Genomic DNA, 16,883 nt, shown 5'->3' with positions numbered 1-16,883 from the left:
TCACGCTTTGATCTTGAACGAGGCCGCATACGCCTTGGGATCCTTGCCATCCCAAACCGCGCCATCAATCATCTTCACGCTGCGCAGCGGCGACTTCGGAACACTCACCTTGGCCATGGCCGCGGCGTCCTTGAATACGTCGATCTGGTTGACTTGCCTGGAGACGGCCAGGTAGTCCGGCTCGGCCTTGAGCAAGCCCCAGCGCTTCTGCTGCGTCAGGAACCACATGCCATCGCTCAGGTAGGGGAAGTTCACCGCGCCGTCGTTGAAGAACTTCATGTAATTCGGATCGTCCCAGGTCTTGCCCAGCCCGTTCTGGTAGCGGCCCAGGATGCGCTGGTTGATCACATCGACCGAGGTATTTACATACGACTTGTCGGCGATGGTCTCGGCCATTTTCACCTTGTTCGATAGCGAGGCATCGATCCAGCGGCCAGCCTCCAGTACTGCCGCCACCAGGGCGCGCGCGGTGTTCGGATACTTCATTACCCACTCGGCGCTGGTGCCCAGCACCTTCTCCGGATGGTCGCGCCAGATCTCCTGCGTGGTGGTGGCCGTGATGCCGATGCCGTCGACAATGGCGCGGTGGTTCCATGGTTCGCCCACGCAGAAGCCGTCCATATTCCCGATCCGCATATTGGCCACCATCTGCGGCGGCGGCACGGTGATCATCTTGGCGTCCTGCATCGGGTTGATGCCGTGCGCGGCCAGCCAGTAGTACAGCCACATGGCGTGGGTGCCGGTCGGGAAGGTTTGCGCGAACGTGTATTCGCGCTGGTCGGTGCGCATCAGTTTTGCCAGCGAGGCGCCATCGACGGCGCCCTTATCGGCCACCTTCTTCGACAGCGTGATGGCCTGGCCGTTGTGGTTAAGGTTCATCAGCACCGCCATGTCCTTCTTCGGGCCACCGGCGCCCAGGTGCACGCCATACACCAGGCCATACAGCACATGTGCCGCATCGAGCTCGCCGTTCACCAGTTTGTCGCGCACGCCGGGCCAGGAAGCTTCCTTACTCAGGACGATCTTGATGCCGTACTTCTTGTCGAAGCCCAGTACCGACGCCATCACCACCGAGGCGCAGTCCGTCAGGGGAATGAAGCCGACTTTGACTTCTTCCTTCTCCGGCTTGTCGGAGCCTGCAGCCCAGGCGTAATTCGACAGAGCGGTCGCCGCACCAGCTGCCAGCAGGCGGCGACGGGTAAGGCTGAACGTGTGATCCATGACTATCCCCGTAAGTAAATAATGGGGATATTGCAAGCACCGTGCCACCCTGCTTTACGGGGCAGAGGTGTGAAAAAGGCAGCACCGTCGTTGTGCACCGCACCAATAGGCGGCGTCAACGCACCGGCTGAAGCCTCATATCGGTGCGCAAACGCTCTGCCATCAGGTCGACGAAGCTGCGGATGCGGGTCGAGCCCTGGCGGCTGTCGCGATGGATGATGTGGATGGGTACCGCCGGCGTGGCGTAATCCTGCAGCACTTCCACCAGCTCACCAGAGTCGAGCAGGCTGGCCGCCTGGTAGGACAGCAGGCGCGCGATGCCAAAGCCGCTGCGTACCGCCTCGATCGCCGAATCGTTATTGTTCACGCCCAGGCGCGGCTTGACGCGCAGCGATTGCGTGCTGCCGCCATGCTGGAAACGCCAGTCGGGCGGCACGCTGGAGCCGGACGAGGCGACGATGGCGTGCTGCTCCAGTTCCTGCGGCGTACGCGGCGCGCCATGCTGCTCCAGGTAGGCTGGCGCGGCCACGATCACGCGCCGCACCTGGCCGACATGGATCGCGCGCATGCTCGAATCGGGCAGCTCGCCGATGCGGATGCCGATGTCGATGCCCTCTTCCAGCAGGTTGGTCACGCGGTCGACGAACACGGTGGAGACATTCATGTCCGGATAACGCTCAAGGTACGCCACGATGCCCGGAATCACGTACAGGCGGCCGAACAGCACCGGCGCCGTTATAGTCAGGTGGCCGCGCGGCGCGGCATTGATGCCGGCGACCGCATCGTCGGCCTCGTCGACTTCGGCGATGATGCGGCGCGCATCATCCAGGTAGCGCTGGCCCGCTTCGGTGACGCGCACGTGGCGCGTGGTGCGGTCCAGCAGTTTCACGCCCAGCCGCTCTTCCAACGACGCGATGGCGCGCGTCACGGCGGGCGGCGACATGCCGAGCCTTCGAGCGCCGGCCGCGAAGCCCTGCTCCTCGGCCACGGCCACGTAGACGGTCATCAGGTAAAGGCGGTCCATTTGCGTTTCACCATGAAGTCGATAAAGTGCCGCACGCGCATCGGCATGCGGCTGCGCTGCGGATAGTACATGTAAACGGCGGCATTCGCTGTCACATGGGTTGGCAGCAGGTGCACCAGCCTACCCTCCGCCAGGTCGCGCTCCACCATGTACAGCGCCAGCTGGCCGATGCCGACGCCGGCGCGCACCGCTTCCACTTCCCCCTCGGCGGTATTGAAGGTCGCCACGCAGGGCACGTCCTGGTAGACGGTGCCGCCCTGCCCTTTCAGCTCCCACGGTATCACGCGGCCCGTGTTCGGCTGGCGGAAGCCGGTGCAGCGGTGCTGCTGCAAATCCTCCACCGTGCGCGGCGCGCCGTGGCGTTCGATGTACTCGGGCGCGGCGCAGATATACAGCGGGATGCGGCCCAGCTGGCGCGCTACCAGGTTGCGCTCGGGCGGATTGCCGGCGCGGAAGCCGACGTCGATTTTCGATTCAATCAGGTCGGTGAAATGGTCGTCGAACAACATGTCGAAATGCGCGCTTGGATACAGCTCCTGGAATTCGCGCAGCAGCGGCGACAGCATCACCGTGCCCAGCGAGGTGGGTGCGGCGATGCGGATCATGCCGTCCACCGCTTCGCGGCTGTTCTGCACATGGTCCAGCGCTTCGTCCAGCAGGCGCAGGCCGGGATTGGCCAGTTCGAACAGGCGCTGGCCCTCGTCGGTCAGGCTCAGGCTGCGCGTGGTGCGGTGGAACAAGCGCACGCCGAGGTATTCCTCCAGCTGGCGGATCGCCTTGCTGACCGCCTGCGCGGACAGGCCGGCATCCACCGCCGCCTGGCTGAAGCTGCCGGCGTGCACGACGCCGATGAAGAGAGTGATAACGCGCGCCTTATCCATTATTTACAACTGAAAGTTGAATATCAATCACCTTTACCATGGCTAGTGTAGCAGCATTGCGGCGCCTAATATTCCCTTCACCAACCACCCACCCTGAAGGAGCAAGATCATGGCAAACAAAGTCTGGTTCATTACTGGCGCATCCCGTGGCTTCGGCCTGCTGATTGCACGCGACGCCCTGGCGCGCGGCGACTCCGTGGTAGCAGCCGCCCGCAACCCGCAAGCGATTGTCGATGCGCTGGGCGTGCATCCAGAGCTGCTGCCGGTGCAGCTGGATGTCACCAAGGAAGCGGCAGCAGTCGTCGCCGCGCAAGCCGCCATCGAACGCTTCGGCCGCATCGATGTGCTGGTGAATAATGCCGGCTACGGCATCCTCGGCGCGGTCGAGGAAACCTCGGCGGAGGAAGTGCGCCGCAATTACGAGACCAACGTCTTCGGCCTGCTGAACGTGAGCCGCGCCGTGCTGCCGGTGATGCGCAAGCAGCGCAGCGGGCACGTGATCAATATCTCCTCGCTGGGCGGCTACCAGGCTTACCACGGCTGGGGCGTCTACGGCTCCACCAAGTTCGCGGTGGAAGGCCTGAGTGAAGCGATGGCGCAGGAACTGGCCCCGCTGGGCGTGCACGTCACCGTGGTGGAACCGGGCTTCTTCCGCACCGACTTCCTCGACGCGACATCGCTGGTGGAAACCCAGGCACGCATCGAGGATTACAAGGACACGGTCGGCGCCATGCGCACCTTCGCCGCCGGCGCCAACCACGCGCAGCCCGGCGATCCAGCCAAGCTGTCGCAAGCGATGCTGAAACTGGCCGACGCAGCACAACCGCCGCTGCGCCTGCAACTGGGCAGCGACGCCGTAGCCCGCGCTTACGAGAAGCACCAGCAGGTCGAGCGCGAGCTGGCGCAGTGGAAGGAGCTGGCCCTGTCGACCGACTTCGAGACGGAGGCCAAGCTAGCGGCTTAAGGGCGGCCCAGCAAGTCCGCGCGCGGCTGCCCCCACTGGGGCACCGCGAACGGGCAATGCGGTTTCGAGGCCAGCATCAGCGTGGTGAAGTTGCCGCGCGGGGTGCTGGCGAAGCGCAGGTCACTGGCCTGGTCCTCATCCACCGCCGGCATGCGCGCAAAACGCAGCCAGGCAGCCAGCTGGCAATCGGTGGCAGCCCGCTCGCGCAAGGCCGCCACATTGCCGGCCCACGAACCGGACACCAGCACGCCGGGCACCGTGCCCGCGAGCTCCTGCGCCACACCCACCGACAGGGCCGCGGGACAAGCACGCGGCGGCAGCCAGCCGGGCGCCAGGCTCAAATGCCCGCGCCGCAGCAAGTACTGCTTTCCATCCGATTCAATCGAAGTAAAGCTCCAGCACAAAGGCTGCGAAGGGAACGCGGTAAGCGCCACATCCAGCACGCGCGCCTGCGGGTCCTGCAGCACCAGGGCCGCCGTCACCGCCTGGCGCGCCTTGTAGGAGGCCGAGGCCTGCACACCCACGAATGCCAGCACCACGCCGAGCGCCAGCAGCAGCGCACGACGGCTATGCATATGCATGAAGCGCAGCGCCGCCACCGCCGCGCCGAGCGCCGTCAGCGCCGCGAACGAAGCCCAGGACAGATAGCCATGCAGGGTCACGTAAAGCAGCACCACGGGCAGAACGGCCAGCAGCACGATCCTGCCGCGGCGCGACGGCGTCGCCATCGCCAGCGGCACACCGAACGCCACCCAGAACACCGGCTCGATGATATAGACCAGGTCCCCGTAATACCAGGCACCGCTGAACGGATAGAAAGGATGAACACCGTAATTGTTCATGAAATCCATACCCAGGTGCAGCAGGAAGCCCGCCGCCAGCGCATATGCCAGCCCGCGCCGCGCCGCGCTGCTCTCCCGCAGCAGGGCGCGCGCATTCGGCCACAGCGCCCACAGCAGCGCCAACAGCAGCAGCGCCTGCGGGATCAGGTAGAGCAAGGTATGCGTGTGTCCCCGGTGATGGAGCAGATAGCCTAGCGGCGCCGGCGCCAGCTTGGTAAACACCAGGTCCAGGTCAGGAAAATTGCTCGCCACCGCACACGCGGTCAACAGCAAGCGATGCCGCGTCTGCTGCCGCGCAGGATCCAACTCCGGCCGCAGCGAGCGCTGCACCAGCTCCCCCACGCCCAGCCCAACAACGGAATGCGTAATATTGTCCATCAGAAAGAAATGTCCGCTTTGGGGTCAGGAACGAATTGCGACATTTATTTCTGCAAGAATATAAATGTCGCGATTCGTTCCTGACCCCAGGATGGACAATTAGTGCTGGACCTCAACGCCGTGCCAGAAGGCGATGCGGTCTTTGATGTTGGCGGCGGCTTCTTTGGGGGCCGGGTAGTACCAGGCGGCGTTGGCGTTGACTTTGCCGTCCACTACCACGTTGTAGTAGCTGGCGACGCCTTTCCACGGGCACAGGGTGGTGTGCGTGCTGGGCTGTAAGAACTCTTGCTTGACCCGCGTGGGCGGGAAATAGATGTTGTGTTCGACGATCTCTACTTCAGTGCTATCCGCTTCTGCGATCACTGCGCCATTCCAGATTGCCTTCGGCATTCCCTGCTCCTATCCTGTTCAACCTTCCACCCGGTTGCGGCCGTTGGCTTTGGCGCGGTAGAGCGCGGCATCGGCTTGCTTCAGCAGCATTTCGGCGTCATCAATGTCCATATGGTTGAAGGAGCCGACGCCGAGGCTGGCCGTCACCGCTACCGCGCGCGTCCCGGCGCTGTGCACCTGGGCTTCGATCCGCGACCGTAACGTTTCTGCGAACTTGCGCGCGCCTTCGAGCGGCGTGTTCGGCAACAGGATACACAATTCTTCGCCACCGTAGCGTCCGGCCACGTCAATCACGCGCACGTTCTCGCGCACCAGGCGGCCGACAGCGGCCAGCACTTCGTCGCCGACCTGGTGGCCATACTCATCGTTGATGCGTTTGAAGTGGTCGACGTCCACCATCACCGCCGACAGCGGGGTGCGGAAGCGGCGTGTGCGGGCGACTTCGAACTTGAGGCGGTTCATCAGGGAGCGGCGGTTGTGCAGGCCGGTCAGCTCGTCGGTGGTGGCCAGCATTTCCAGCTCGTCCATCGAGGACTTCAGCGCGCGCTCGTTGGCGCGCAGCTCGAGCAGGGCCATGACCTGGCGCGCCAGCTTGCGCAGCATTTCGCGCTGGGCGGTGGACAGGCAGCCGGCCTTGGTGTTCATCACGCACAGGGTGCCGATCGCGTAGCCGTCGCTGGAGACCAGCGGCACGCTGCTGTACATGCGCATATACGGCGCTTCGACCGTCAGCGGCATGTGGGCGGTGCGGGCGTCCTTGCTCAGGTCGCAGATTTCGGTGGCGTCGTCGCCCAGCACGGCCAGCGAGCAGTAGCACTGCCCGCGCGGCAGGCTTTGCACGTCCAGGCCACTGAACGATTTGACGAACACGCGGTCGGCGTCGACCAGCGATATGAAGGCGTAGGGAACGTCGCAGACCTTGGCGGCCAGCTCGGTCAGGAAAGTGAAATCGTCGCCCGAGGTCGCCTCGAGGGCGTCGTAGCGGTGCAGCGCGGCCAGGCGGCTTTGGTCGTCCGTTGGCCGGGGGTACAGCGTCGTGATCGTTTGTTCTGCGGCGGACATGCTAGCTCTCCCGTGATACTCCCCCGCAGTGTAACAAGGTTGTATCACAGATAATAGTGTTATTTTAAAGCCACTATTTGCCGCAGCGCCCGCTCGAAGGCGTCCGGTGGTTGCCCGCCAGAAATCAGGTGGGTTTCGTTGATGATCACGGCCGGCACCGACTGGATGCCGTTGCGCTGGTAGAAATGCTCCATATCACGAACTTCCTGAGCGTAGCGGCCAGATGCCAGCACTTGCACCGCTTCCGCCTCGTCCAGGCCGACCTTGCCGGCCAGTTGCACCAGCAGCGTGCGCGAGCTGGGGTCCTGGCCGCGCGTGAAATAGGCGTCGAACAGGGCGCGCTTTAATGCCCGCTGCGCCAAGGCGGGATTGCCATGCTCACCGGCCCAGTGCAGCAGGCGGTGGGCGTCGAAAGTGTTGTAAATCCGGCTGCGCATGCCCACGCCAAAGTCGAAACCGACGTCGGCGCCGCGCTGGCGGATCATTTCGCGGGTTTGTTCCTGCTGGGCGGGGCTGGCGCCGTATTTCTGGCGCAGGTGCTCGGTGATGTCCTGCCCTTCCGGCACCATGTGCGGGTTCAGCTCGAAGGGCTGGAAGTGGATTTGCGCCTGGACGCTGTCGCCCAGACGCGACAGCGCTACTTCCAGGCTGTTCAGCCCGATCGCACACCAGGGACAGGAGACGTCGGAAACGAAGTCGATGCGGATCGGGGTGATGGTCATGATGTCTAGGCCTTTTTCTTGGCTTTGCTGCCGATGCGGCTTTCCTTGCCAGCAATCAGGTTAGCAATATTTTTGGCATGACGCCAAATCAGCAAACCGCTCATGGCCAAAACGGCGGCCAGTTGCGGCTCGGCGCCGAACAGCAGGCCATAGTAGAACGGTGCGAAAACGGAGGCGATCAGGGCCGCCAGCGAGGAATAGCGGAAGGCGTACGCCACCACCAGCCAGGTGACCAGGGTCGCCAGGCCGAGCCAGACGTTCAGGGCCAGCAGCACGCCCAGCGCGGTGGCCACGCCTTTGCCGCCGACGAATTTGAAGAACACCGGCCACAGGTGGCCGATAAAGACGGCAATCGCCACCAGGGCGATGGTCTGGTCGGCCTGCTCGCCCAGGCCCAGCTGCTGCTGGAAGTGGTCGACCAGGAACACGGCCAGCCAGCCCTTGAAGGCGTCGCCGAGCAGGGTCCAGATGGCGGCGCCCTTGTTACCGCTGCGCAGCACATTGGTGGCGCCCGGGTTGCCGGAGCCATAAGTGCGCGGGTCGGCCAGGCCGTAGAACTTACTCACCACCACGGCGAAGGAAATCGAGCCAATCAGGTAGGCGGCAATAATCAAAAGCAAAGTAGTCATAATCCCCCCGGGGAATCGTTGTTTTTATATGGGCTGCGACTATACACCATCCCGCGCGGATGCAATATTGTCAATCAGCCAAGGCGCAGTGCACCGGCTTGGCGCCTAGCACTTCGCTCAGGACGCCCGGCTTGATGCCGATCAGGAAGCCGCGCCGGCCGCCATTGATATAAATCGTTTCCAGGCCGAGGATGCTTTCTTCCACATACACCGGCATCGCTTTCTTGGTGCCGAACGGCGAGGTGCCGCCCACCATATAGCCGGAATGGCGCTGCGCCACCTCGGGCTTGCAGGGTTCGACCGATTTGCAGCCGATATTGCGCGCCAGGTTCTTGGTCGAGACTTTGCAGTCGCCGTGCATCAGCACGATCAGCGGTTTGGCCGCTTCGTCCTGCATGACCAGGGTTTTCACTACATGATGTTCTTCGACCCCTAGTTCGCGCGAAGATACGGAGGTGCCGCCATGCTCTTCGTACTCATAAGGATGCTCGGAAAATGCGACTTTGTGCTTGCGTAGCAAAGCTGTCGCGGGAGTTTCGGAAATGTGCTCTTTTTTTGCCATGCCGTGATACGCTAGTGCCATAGAGGAGTTTCTCATTATGCAGCAAGAAATCCGCTTTGCCACCTTCAACGTCTGCAACCTTGCCCCGCCGGGGGCGAAACTGTACGACAACCTGCTGCCGCTGACGGAGCAGGAGTACGAAGCGAAGGCGGAGTGGACCGCGCAGCAGCTGGACCAGCTCGACGCCGACGTGGTCGGCTTCCAGGAAATCTTCTCCCAGGCATCCCTGCTCGACGTCCTGTCGCGCACCCGCAAATACCGCGATGCGGTGCACGCCGGTTTCGACCCCGATCCCCACGCTTCCCGTCTGACGCCCAATGTGGCGCTGGTGTCGCGCCTGCCCCTGATTGGTGCGCCGGAGGTGTATGCCAATTTCCCGGAAGGCGTGCCGGCCGACTCCGGCGTCGGCGATTCGGACCGCTTTGCGCGCGCGCCTTTGCATGCCAAGGTGATGCTGCCGAACGAGGTGGTGGTGGATGTGATCGTGGTGCACCTGAAATCGCGCCGGCCGGACTATCGCAGCGGCGATACGGCGGAAGATCCTTTGCACCTGGCCATGGCCAGCCTGCGCTCGCTGGTGTGGCGCGGGACGGAGGCGGTGGCGCTGCGTGTGCTGCTTAGCAAGATGATGCGCGAGACGCGCCGGCCTTGCATTGTGCTGGGGGATTTCAACGACACCGCCGATGCGGTGACCACCACCATTGTTTTGGGCAACGGCGGCGGCATGATGCCGGGCGACGAGCGGCGCGGCCGCATGTATGACGCCAACCAGATCCAACTGCGGCAGGACCACCTGCGGCATGTGGCCTATACCAGCATCCACGAAGGCCACTACTCCACCATCGACCACGTGCTGGTGTCGGAGGAATTCAACCCCGCCTCGCCACGCGCGATTGGCGAGGTGCTGGACGTCAGCTACTTCAACGACCACTTGCGCCAGGAGCGTCCCGAAGTTTCCGACCACGGGCAGGTGCTGGTGCGGCTGCGGCTGCGCTAGCGGGCTTTTCTTCAGGCGTGACGAAGCCAATCGGCCGCTTGGCCGGCGCCTCTGCCGGCCGGGTCAACTGCCGCAGCGCGTCGACCAAATGGCACCATCCGTGACCGCCTGAGGATGCGGCTGGCGACTGACTCGAGCGTCATGGCCAGGCTCCGGGTGAGCTGGCGGCGAGGTGGCCCTGGAACTGGTCGCAGCCGAGCTCGCGCAGCAGCTGGAGCTGGGATTCGGTTTCGACGCCTTCGGCGATCACGGTCATGTCCAGGCTGCGCGCCATGGCGATGATGGTGCGGATGGCGGTGGCGTCGGCGGCGCCGTCTTCGAAAAACGATTGCGCGATCTTGAGCTTGTCGATCGGGCTGTCCTTCAGCTGTCCCAGCCGCGAGTAGCCGGTGCCGAAGTCGTCGATGGAGAGCCGTACACCCAGCCCGCGCAAGCAGGCCAGCGCCGGGCCGGCTTTGGCGCCGGCCTGCATCAGCATGGCCTCGGTCAGCTGCAGCTCCAGCAGCCGCGCCGGCAGGCCCGCCGCGTGCAGCGCATCGCCCACGCAGTCGAGCAAGTCCTTGTGGACGAACTGCGCCGGCGCCAGGTTGACCGACACCACCAGCTCACGTCCTTCATCCATCCATGCCCGGGCGCGGCGGCAGGCCGCTTGCAGCACCCAATTGCCGATCGCGACAATCATGCCGGCCTCGGTCGCAACATCGATAAAGCGCTCCGGCAACAGCAAGCCCAGCTCGGGATGCCGCCAGCGCACCAGCGCCTCCATCCCCACCACCGCACCGCTGGCAATATCCACCTCCGGCTCGAAAGCCAGTTCAAACTGCTGCTCGGCCAGCGCGCGCCGCAAGCTCTGTTCCAGTCCGGAGCGCTCGACAATGCGGGCATTCATCTCGCGGCTGAAGAACTGGTAGCCGTTGCGGCCCTCCTGCTTGGCGTGGTACATCGCAATATCCGCATGCTTCAGCAGGTCATCGATCGCCTCGCCATCCGACGGATACATGGCAATGCCGATCGATCCGGAAATATGCGCGATGTGCGCGCCCAGCACGAACTCCTGCTCCAGCGCCCGCAGCACCGTCTCCGCCGCATGCGCCGCACCGCCCGGCCCGGCCATGTCCGACAGCACGATGATGAACTCGTCTCCGCCCTGGCGGCTGACGGTATCGGCCTCCCGCACGCAATGCACCAGGCGGCAGGCCACCTCCTTCAGCAGCCGGTCGCCCACCGCATGCCCGAGCGTATCGTTGACCATCTTGAAGCGGTCCAGGTCAACGAACAGTACCGCCAGCGCCGACTGGTTGCGCCGCGCCGCCGCCAGCGCCAGGCGCAGGCGGTCCAGCAGCAGCAAGCGGTTGGGCAGGTCGGTCAGGAAATCGTGCTCGGCCAGGTGGCGGGTCTGCTCTTCGCTCTTCTTGCGTTCGGTAATGTCGGTGACCGTGCCCATATAGTTGCTGACGCGACCCGCGTTGTCGCGGATGGCGCTCAGGCTGGTCCAGCAAGGGAACAGGGCGCCATCCTGCTTGCGGCCCCAGGACTCCCCTTCCCAATGGCCGCTGGCATCCACCTGGGCCCAGACTTCGCGGTAGAACGAGTCGTCATGCACGCCGGAGCGGTACAGGCTGACCGGCTTGCCCAGCATGTCCTGCGGTGCAAAGCCGGTAATCACGGTGAATGCGCGGTTGAGTGCGATGACGCGCCGCGTGCGGTCGGTCAGCACAATGGCATCGCGGCTGCTTTCAAACACTTGCGCGGCCAGGTGCAAGGTGCGCTCGGCCTGCTTGCGCTGGGAGATGTCGCGCACCACGGCGTAGAACAGGCTGCTGCCGTCCAGCGCGATGGCGGTCAGCAGCACCTCCGCCCAGAACAGCTCGCCCTGGCAATCCACATAGTGCCACTCGCTGCGTGCGTTGCCTTCATGCCGGGCTTGCTCCGTCAGGCGCGCCTCCGCTTCCGCCGTCAGCATGCCCGACGGTTGGCTCATCGGCGAGAAATCATGCAGCTTGCGCCCCACCAGGCGCGCCGGCGCGTCACATTTGAACAGGCAGACCGCGGCGGGATTGGCTTCCTCCACCACGCCGTCGCGCAGCAAAAAGATTGCGTCGCTGGAACGCTCGAACATGTGGTGGAAGTTTTCGCCGGCCGCCTGCAAGGCATCGAAATCCTTGCGGCGTTGCGTAATATCCACTTCCATGCAGAAGATCTGCGCCAGCTCACCGTCATGCCACACCGGTACGCAGGTTGAATACAGCCACATTGCGCGGCCGTCGGCGGTCGTCACGTGCCAGTCACGGGCTGGCGGGGAATGGCCGTCGCGCCATATCTCTTCCACCAGCGCATCATGCTCGCCCTGCCGCTGGCCGTGCGAGCGCAGCGTGGCAATGCGCTGGCCGACCACGGTACCAGAGGGAACGCCCAGCATGTCGGTGAATGCCTGGTTGCAGAACTGAACCACGCCGTCGCGGTCGAAACTGCACACCGCCACCAGCGGCGTCAATTCAAGCGCCGCGACCATGCGCGCGATCAGATCGAGCGCGGCATGGGCTGGCGTCGGGCTGGCGGTATCCATGTTGGTACTCACGAAAACGACACTTATAGTCCCATTTTTGCCAGCTTGCGGGCGCGCCGCTTGCGCTAGATCAAAGGTGCGCTTGGTGCGCGCTTTTTGCATTCCAGGTCGCGGTTTTTGCGCTTCATCGCATTTGCATGGTTGCTGGACTTGTTAAATCCTAGAGTGTCACCATCGCAACCCGCGCCAGCGGAAAACATTGACGAAGAGATAAAAATGAGCCCACAACCTGTGCCACTGAAGTCCCCAAACCGCTGGCGTCTTCCACTGATCGGCCTGGTTGTGCTGGGGCTGGCGGGAGGTGGCTGGACCGTCGTCAAATCGCAGACCAAACCGGCCGCGGCGGCCAAGGACGCCGGCGCTGCCGCCAAGCAGGAGCCCGTGATGGAACTGGCCAGCGCCGACGTGACGCCGATTGCGGCGCGCCAGCTGTCGGTCGGCATTCCGCTCTCCGGCTCGCTGATTCCGGTGAGCCAGGCGACCATCAAGTCCAAGGTTTCCGGCCAGGTGCAGGAAGCCGCGCTGCGCGAAGGGGTCGCGGTGCAGGAGGGCCAGGTGCTGGCCCGCCTCGACCAGGCCGACCTGAAAGCGCGCCTGCAGCAACAGCAAGCCATGCTGGAGGAGGCGCAGGCGCGCCTGAGCATGGCCCAGAAAAACGAGTACAACGCGACCGCCCTGCTGTCGCAAAAATTCATTTCGCAGACCAGCTTCGATACCACGGCCAATGCCGTCGAACTGGCGCGCGCCAATGTCAAATCTGCTTCCGCCATGGTCGACCTGGCCCGCATCGCGCTGAACGACAGCGTGATCCGCGCCCCGATCAGCGGGATCATCTCCAAACGTCATGTGCAGGCGGGCGATAAAGTCGCGCCTGACATGCCCGTCTACACCATCGTCGGCCTGAATGAGCTGACGCTGGAAGCGCAGGTGCCGGCCACCGATATCCCGCGCGTGAAAGCCGGCCAGGAAGTGCGCTTCCATGTCGACGGCTTCGCCAAGCGCGAATTCGCCGGCAAGGTGGCGCGCATCAACCCCACCACCGAAACCGGTTCGCGCGCCATGCTGGTGTATGTGAGCGTGGCCAACGGCGACGGCGCCCTGCGCGGCGGCATGTTCGCCAAGGGCAGCCTGACCACTGAGAAAGGCCACGAGGCGCCTGTGGTGCCGCTGGCCGCCCTGCGCGAGGAAGCGGGCAAGCCGGTGGTTTACACGGTTGTCGGCGGCGCGGTGGTGGCGCAGCCGGTCAAGCTGGGCTTGCGCAGCGAAGATGAGGGCGTGGTGGAGATCAGTGAAGGCCTGCAGGCCGGCGCCCAGGTGCTGGTGGCCAAGCTGGAAGGTCTGAAGCCGGGCGCCAAGGTCAAGCTGCCGGGCGGCCAGGCGCCGGCGGCGCAGCATGCGGGCAAGCCGGCCGCGCCTGCGGCCAACAAAGGCTGACGGGAGCCGACCATGTGGATCACTAAAATCTCGATCCGCCAGCCGGTCTTTGCCACCATGGTGATGGTGGCGCTGATGGTGCTCGGCATTTTCTCGTACAAAGGCCTCGGCGTGGAGTCCATGCCGAATGTGAGCTTCCCGTTCGCGGCAATTGAGGTCAACTATCCGGGCGCTTCGCCGGAGGCGGTGGAGAACGACCTGACGCGCCCGATCGAGGACATCCTCAACACGGTGAGCGGGGTCAAGAACATCCGCGCCAACTCGTGGGAAGGCAAGTCCGGCGTCTACCTGGAGTTCGAGCTGTCCACCAATATGGACCGCGCCATGCAGGACGTGCGCGACAAGATCGCCCTGATCCGCCCACGCTTCCCGCGCGAGGCGAAAGAGCCCTTCATCGCCCGCGCCGAAGGCGAGAACGACCAGCCTATCGTCAACATCGTCATGACTTCGGACCAGCGCAGCCTGCGCGAGCTGTCCACCATGACCGACCAGCTGATCGCCAAGCGCTTCCAGGGCGTGCCGGGCGTGGGCCAGGTGCGCGTGTCCGGCACCACCAAGCGCCAGATGCAGGTCATCCCGCGCCCTTCCGATATGCGCGCCCATGGCGTGGGTGTCGACGAAGTGGTGCGCGCGATCCAGGCCACCAATACCAACCTGCCGGCCGGACGCATTTCGGCCGACGTGTCGGAATCGCTGGTGCGCGTCGAGGGCAAGCTGAAAGAAGCCCACGAATTCAACAAGATCATCGTGGCGCGCCGCGCCAACGGCCCGGTCTATCTCGATCAGGTGGCCGATGTGGTGGATGGCGAGGCGGAGGAGCTGTCGATCGCACGCGTCAACGGCCAACGCGGCGTTTCGATGGAAGTGACCAAGGTGCAGGACGCCAATGTGGTGGAAGTGGGCAACGGCGTGCGCCAGGTCGCCGAGAACCTGCAGAAAACCCTGCCGGCCGATATCAAGCTGCGCATCCTGGACAACCAGGCCGACCGCGTTCAGGCGCAATTGGATAACGTCAAACGCACCATCATCGAAGGCGCCGTGCTGACAATGGTGATCGTGTTCTTCTTCCTGCACTCCTGGCGCTCCACCGTGATCACCGGCCTGACGCTGCCGATCTCGGTGCTGGCTTCCTTCATCGCAATGAAGGCCTTCGGCTTTACGCTGAACTTCCTGACGCTGATGGCGCTGTCGCTGTGTATTGGCCTGCTGATCGACGACGCCATCGTGGTGCGCGAAAACATTGTGCGCCACCTGGGCTTCGGCAAGCACCACCGCAAGGCGGCGGAGGACGGCACCAATGAAATCGGCGTGGCGGTGATGGCGACCACCTTTGCGATTGTCGCCGTGTTCGTGCCGGTGGCCTTCATGGACGGCATTATCGGCCGCTTCTTCCTGCAGTTCGGCGTGACCGTGACGGTGGCGGTGCTGGTGTCGCTGTTCGTGTCCTTTACGCTGGACCCGATGCTGTCCTCGGTCTGGCATGATCCGGTCAAGGACCGCTTCAAGTACCTGCCGTGGCTGGGCCGCTTCATGGAGAAGGTGGAGCATGTGGTCGAGTACGTGCACCAGCTGTACGCGCGTGTGCTCGGCCTGGCGCTGACCTGGCGCAAGCTGACCCTGGCCACCGCCGTGGCGCTGTTTGCGGGCAGCCTGCTGCTGGTTCCGATGATCGGCGGCGAGATGTTCCCCAAGACCGACCAGGGCTGGATCAACCTGCAATTCAAGGTGCCGGTCGGCTCCAGCCTGGAGTACAACAGCGCCAAGGCGGAGCAGGTCGAGAAGATCCTCAAGGAATTCCCCGAAATCGATTCCGTGCAAACCACGGTCGGCACCTGGGAAGGCCGCCACGTCACGCGCCTGAACCTGCGCCTGACCGATATCAGGAAAACCAAGCGTCGCTCGCAGGAGGCGCTGGAGCAGGCCATCCGCGCCCGCCTGGCAGCGGTGCCCGGCATTATCCAGTCGTCCGGCTTCAAGCCGATCTTCATCGCCATTCTCGGCACCGACGAAGCCAAGCTGGAAGCCACCGCGCAGGAACTGATGGCCAAGATGCGCAAGATCAAAGGCGTGGCCAACCTGGAATACAGCCAGGAAGGCGCCAATCCGTCCGTCACGCTCAAGATCAACAACGAGCTGGCCAGCGACCTGGGGCTGACCGTGCAGCAGATCGGCAGCGCCATGCGTCCCTTCGTGGGTGGCGACCAGGTCAGCTACTGGCTGGCCAGCGATGGCCAGAACTATGAAGTGAATGTGCAGCTGCCGAAGTCGGGCCGCCAGCGCATCTCCGACCTGGCCGACCTGTCGCTGGCCTCCAGCAAGCTTGATGCGAACGGCAACCCGATCATGGTGCCGCTGCGCCAGGTGGTGGACTTTGTGCCCTCCTTCAGCCCGCAGGTGCTGAAGCGCCAGGCCTTGCAGCGCCGTGTCGCCATCTACGCCGCGCATGAAGGCCGCCCGGGCGGCGATATCGACGCCGACGTGAAGAAGGCGATGGATTCCATGAAGCTGCCGGATGGCGTGCGCTTCGACGTGGCGGGCAATGCGCAGCAGATGGCGGAAACCATGAACGGCGCCATGATGGCGCTGGGCATCGCGGTCATCTTCATCTACCTGGTGCTGGCGTCCCAGTTCGGCAGCTACCTGCAGCCGATTGCGATCATGGTGTCGCTGCCGATGTCCCTGATCGGCGTGCTGGCGGCGCTGCTGGTGACCGGCTCCACGCTGAACGTGTTCTCGGTGATTGGCGTGATCATGCTGATGGGCCTGGTGACCAAGAACGCGATCCTGCTGGTGGACTTCACCAACCAGGGCCAGCGCGAAGGCAAGCCGCAATATGAAGCCATCATGGATGCCGGACAGGTGCGCCTGCGCCCAATCCTGATGACGACCCTGGCGATGATTTTCGGCATGCTGCCGATGGCGATCGGCCTCGGTGAAGGCGGCGAAACGCAAGCGCCGATGGGCCGCGCCGTGATTGGCGGGGTGATCACCTCCACCCTGCTGACCCTGGTGGTGGTGCCGGTAGCCTACACCTACCTCGACAACTTCGGCAAACGCGCCAAGCGCTGGCTGCGCCGCGGCCACCACGACGACAGCGCCGACCAAGCCAGTGTGGCCGAGGCCGCATAACCCAAAACAGCCGAGCTCGTGTCCACCAAAGAGCCTGACCCCAAGGTGGTCACGCGGTCGGCGATTCGGGGGCGGGGCGGTC

At 64.2% G+C, this 16,883-nt stretch carries 14 protein-coding genes; 4 read left to right on the top strand and 10 right to left on the bottom strand.

Going from position 1 to position 16,883, the window contains the following annotated elements:
* The 3 genes from AAHE99_RS08530 to AAHE99_RS08520 all read right to left on the bottom strand — a co-directional run bounded on the left by AAHE99_RS08530 (position 1) and on the right by AAHE99_RS08520 (position 3,126).
* Positions 1-1,221: a CmpA/NrtA family ABC transporter substrate-binding protein gene (locus tag AAHE99_RS08530; protein WP_342116466.1), complete on the bottom strand. Its 1,221-nt coding sequence runs from the start codon at positions 1,219-1,221 to the stop codon at positions 1-3.
* Positions 1,222-1,336: 115 nt separating this feature from the next.
* Positions 1,337-2,245, bottom strand: a complete 909-nt coding sequence (locus tag AAHE99_RS08525) for a LysR family transcriptional regulator (RefSeq protein WP_342116465.1) — start codon at positions 2,243-2,245, stop codon at positions 1,337-1,339.
* Positions 2,227-3,126, bottom strand: a complete 900-nt coding sequence (locus AAHE99_RS08520) for a LysR family transcriptional regulator (protein ID WP_342116463.1) — start codon at positions 3,124-3,126, stop codon at positions 2,227-2,229. The genes AAHE99_RS08525 and AAHE99_RS08520 overlap by 19 nt, the downstream gene beginning before the upstream one ends.
* A gap of 109 nt (positions 3,127-3,235) precedes the next feature.
* On the opposite strand from AAHE99_RS08520, the gene AAHE99_RS08515 reads away from it, so the two are divergent.
* The gene (locus tag AAHE99_RS08515) at positions 3,236-4,090 is read left to right on the top strand and encodes an oxidoreductase (protein ID WP_342116461.1); all 855 of its coding nucleotides are present in this window, start codon (positions 3,236-3,238) and stop codon (positions 4,088-4,090) included.
* On the opposite strand, the gene AAHE99_RS08510 is transcribed toward AAHE99_RS08515, so the two are convergent.
* The 6 genes from AAHE99_RS08510 to ybaK all read right to left on the bottom strand — a co-directional run bounded on the left by AAHE99_RS08510 (position 4,087) and on the right by ybaK (position 8,675).
* Positions 4,087-5,310 (bottom strand): metal-dependent hydrolase, encoded by a 1,224-nt coding sequence (locus tag AAHE99_RS08510; protein ID WP_342116460.1) that lies wholly within the window; start codon positions 5,308-5,310, stop codon positions 4,087-4,089. The genes AAHE99_RS08515 and AAHE99_RS08510 overlap by 4 nt on opposite strands.
* A 99-nt stretch (positions 5,311-5,409) precedes the next feature.
* Positions 5,410-5,700, bottom strand: coding sequence for a DUF427 domain-containing protein (locus tag AAHE99_RS08505; protein WP_342116459.1), 291 nt, complete (start codon positions 5,698-5,700; stop codon positions 5,410-5,412).
* Positions 5,701-5,718: 18 nt separating this feature from the next.
* Positions 5,719-6,762: a sensor domain-containing diguanylate cyclase gene (locus AAHE99_RS08500; RefSeq protein WP_342116458.1), complete on the bottom strand. Its 1,044-nt coding sequence runs from the start codon at positions 6,760-6,762 to the stop codon at positions 5,719-5,721.
* Positions 6,763-6,821: 59 nt separating this feature from the next.
* Positions 6,822-7,484 carry a DsbA family oxidoreductase gene (locus tag AAHE99_RS08495; RefSeq protein ID WP_342116457.1) on the bottom strand — a complete coding sequence of 221 codons (663 nt, stop codon included), beginning with the start codon at positions 7,482-7,484 and terminating at the stop codon, positions 6,822-6,824.
* Between the two features lie 5 nt (positions 7,485-7,489).
* On the bottom strand, positions 7,490-8,113 hold the full coding sequence (gene plsY, locus AAHE99_RS08490; protein WP_342116456.1) for a glycerol-3-phosphate 1-O-acyltransferase PlsY: 624 nt from the start codon (positions 8,111-8,113) through the stop codon (positions 7,490-7,492).
* 70 nt (positions 8,114-8,183) lie between these two features.
* Complete coding sequence (gene ybaK / locus AAHE99_RS08485) at positions 8,184-8,675, bottom strand: Cys-tRNA(Pro) deacylase (RefSeq protein ID WP_342116455.1); 492 nt, start codon at positions 8,673-8,675, stop codon at positions 8,184-8,186.
* 37 nt (positions 8,676-8,712) lie between these two features.
* Between ybaK and AAHE99_RS08480 the strand changes: the two genes are divergently transcribed.
* Positions 8,713-9,672: an endonuclease/exonuclease/phosphatase family protein gene (locus AAHE99_RS08480; RefSeq protein WP_342116454.1), complete on the top strand. Its 960-nt coding sequence runs from the start codon at positions 8,713-8,715 to the stop codon at positions 9,670-9,672.
* A 139-nt stretch (positions 9,673-9,811) separates the two neighbouring features.
* Here the strand turns inward: AAHE99_RS08480 and AAHE99_RS08475 are convergent, their stop codons facing one another.
* Positions 9,812-12,238 (bottom strand): sensor domain-containing protein, encoded by a 2,427-nt coding sequence (locus AAHE99_RS08475; protein ID WP_342116453.1) that lies wholly within the window; start codon positions 12,236-12,238, stop codon positions 9,812-9,814.
* A gap of 216 nt (positions 12,239-12,454) precedes the next feature.
* Here AAHE99_RS08475 and AAHE99_RS08470 point away from each other — a divergent pair, with 216 nt between their 5' ends.
* Positions 12,455-13,672, top strand: a complete 1,218-nt coding sequence (locus tag AAHE99_RS08470; RefSeq protein WP_342116452.1) for an efflux RND transporter periplasmic adaptor subunit — start codon at positions 12,455-12,457, stop codon at positions 13,670-13,672.
* Between the two features lie 12 nt (positions 13,673-13,684).
* Entirely contained in the window at positions 13,685-16,801 is a 3,117-nt protein-coding gene (locus tag AAHE99_RS08465) for an efflux RND transporter permease subunit (protein ID WP_342116451.1), read from the top strand.
* The last annotated feature ends 82 nt before the right edge of the window (positions 16,802-16,883 follow it).

The organism is Pseudoduganella sp. OTU4001, from assembly GCF_038440195.1.
Classification (GTDB): Bacteria; Pseudomonadota; Gammaproteobacteria; order Burkholderiales; family Burkholderiaceae_D; genus Rugamonas.
Note: the sequence above shows the minus strand (reverse complement) of the source record. Positions and strands in the feature narration are given on the sequence as shown.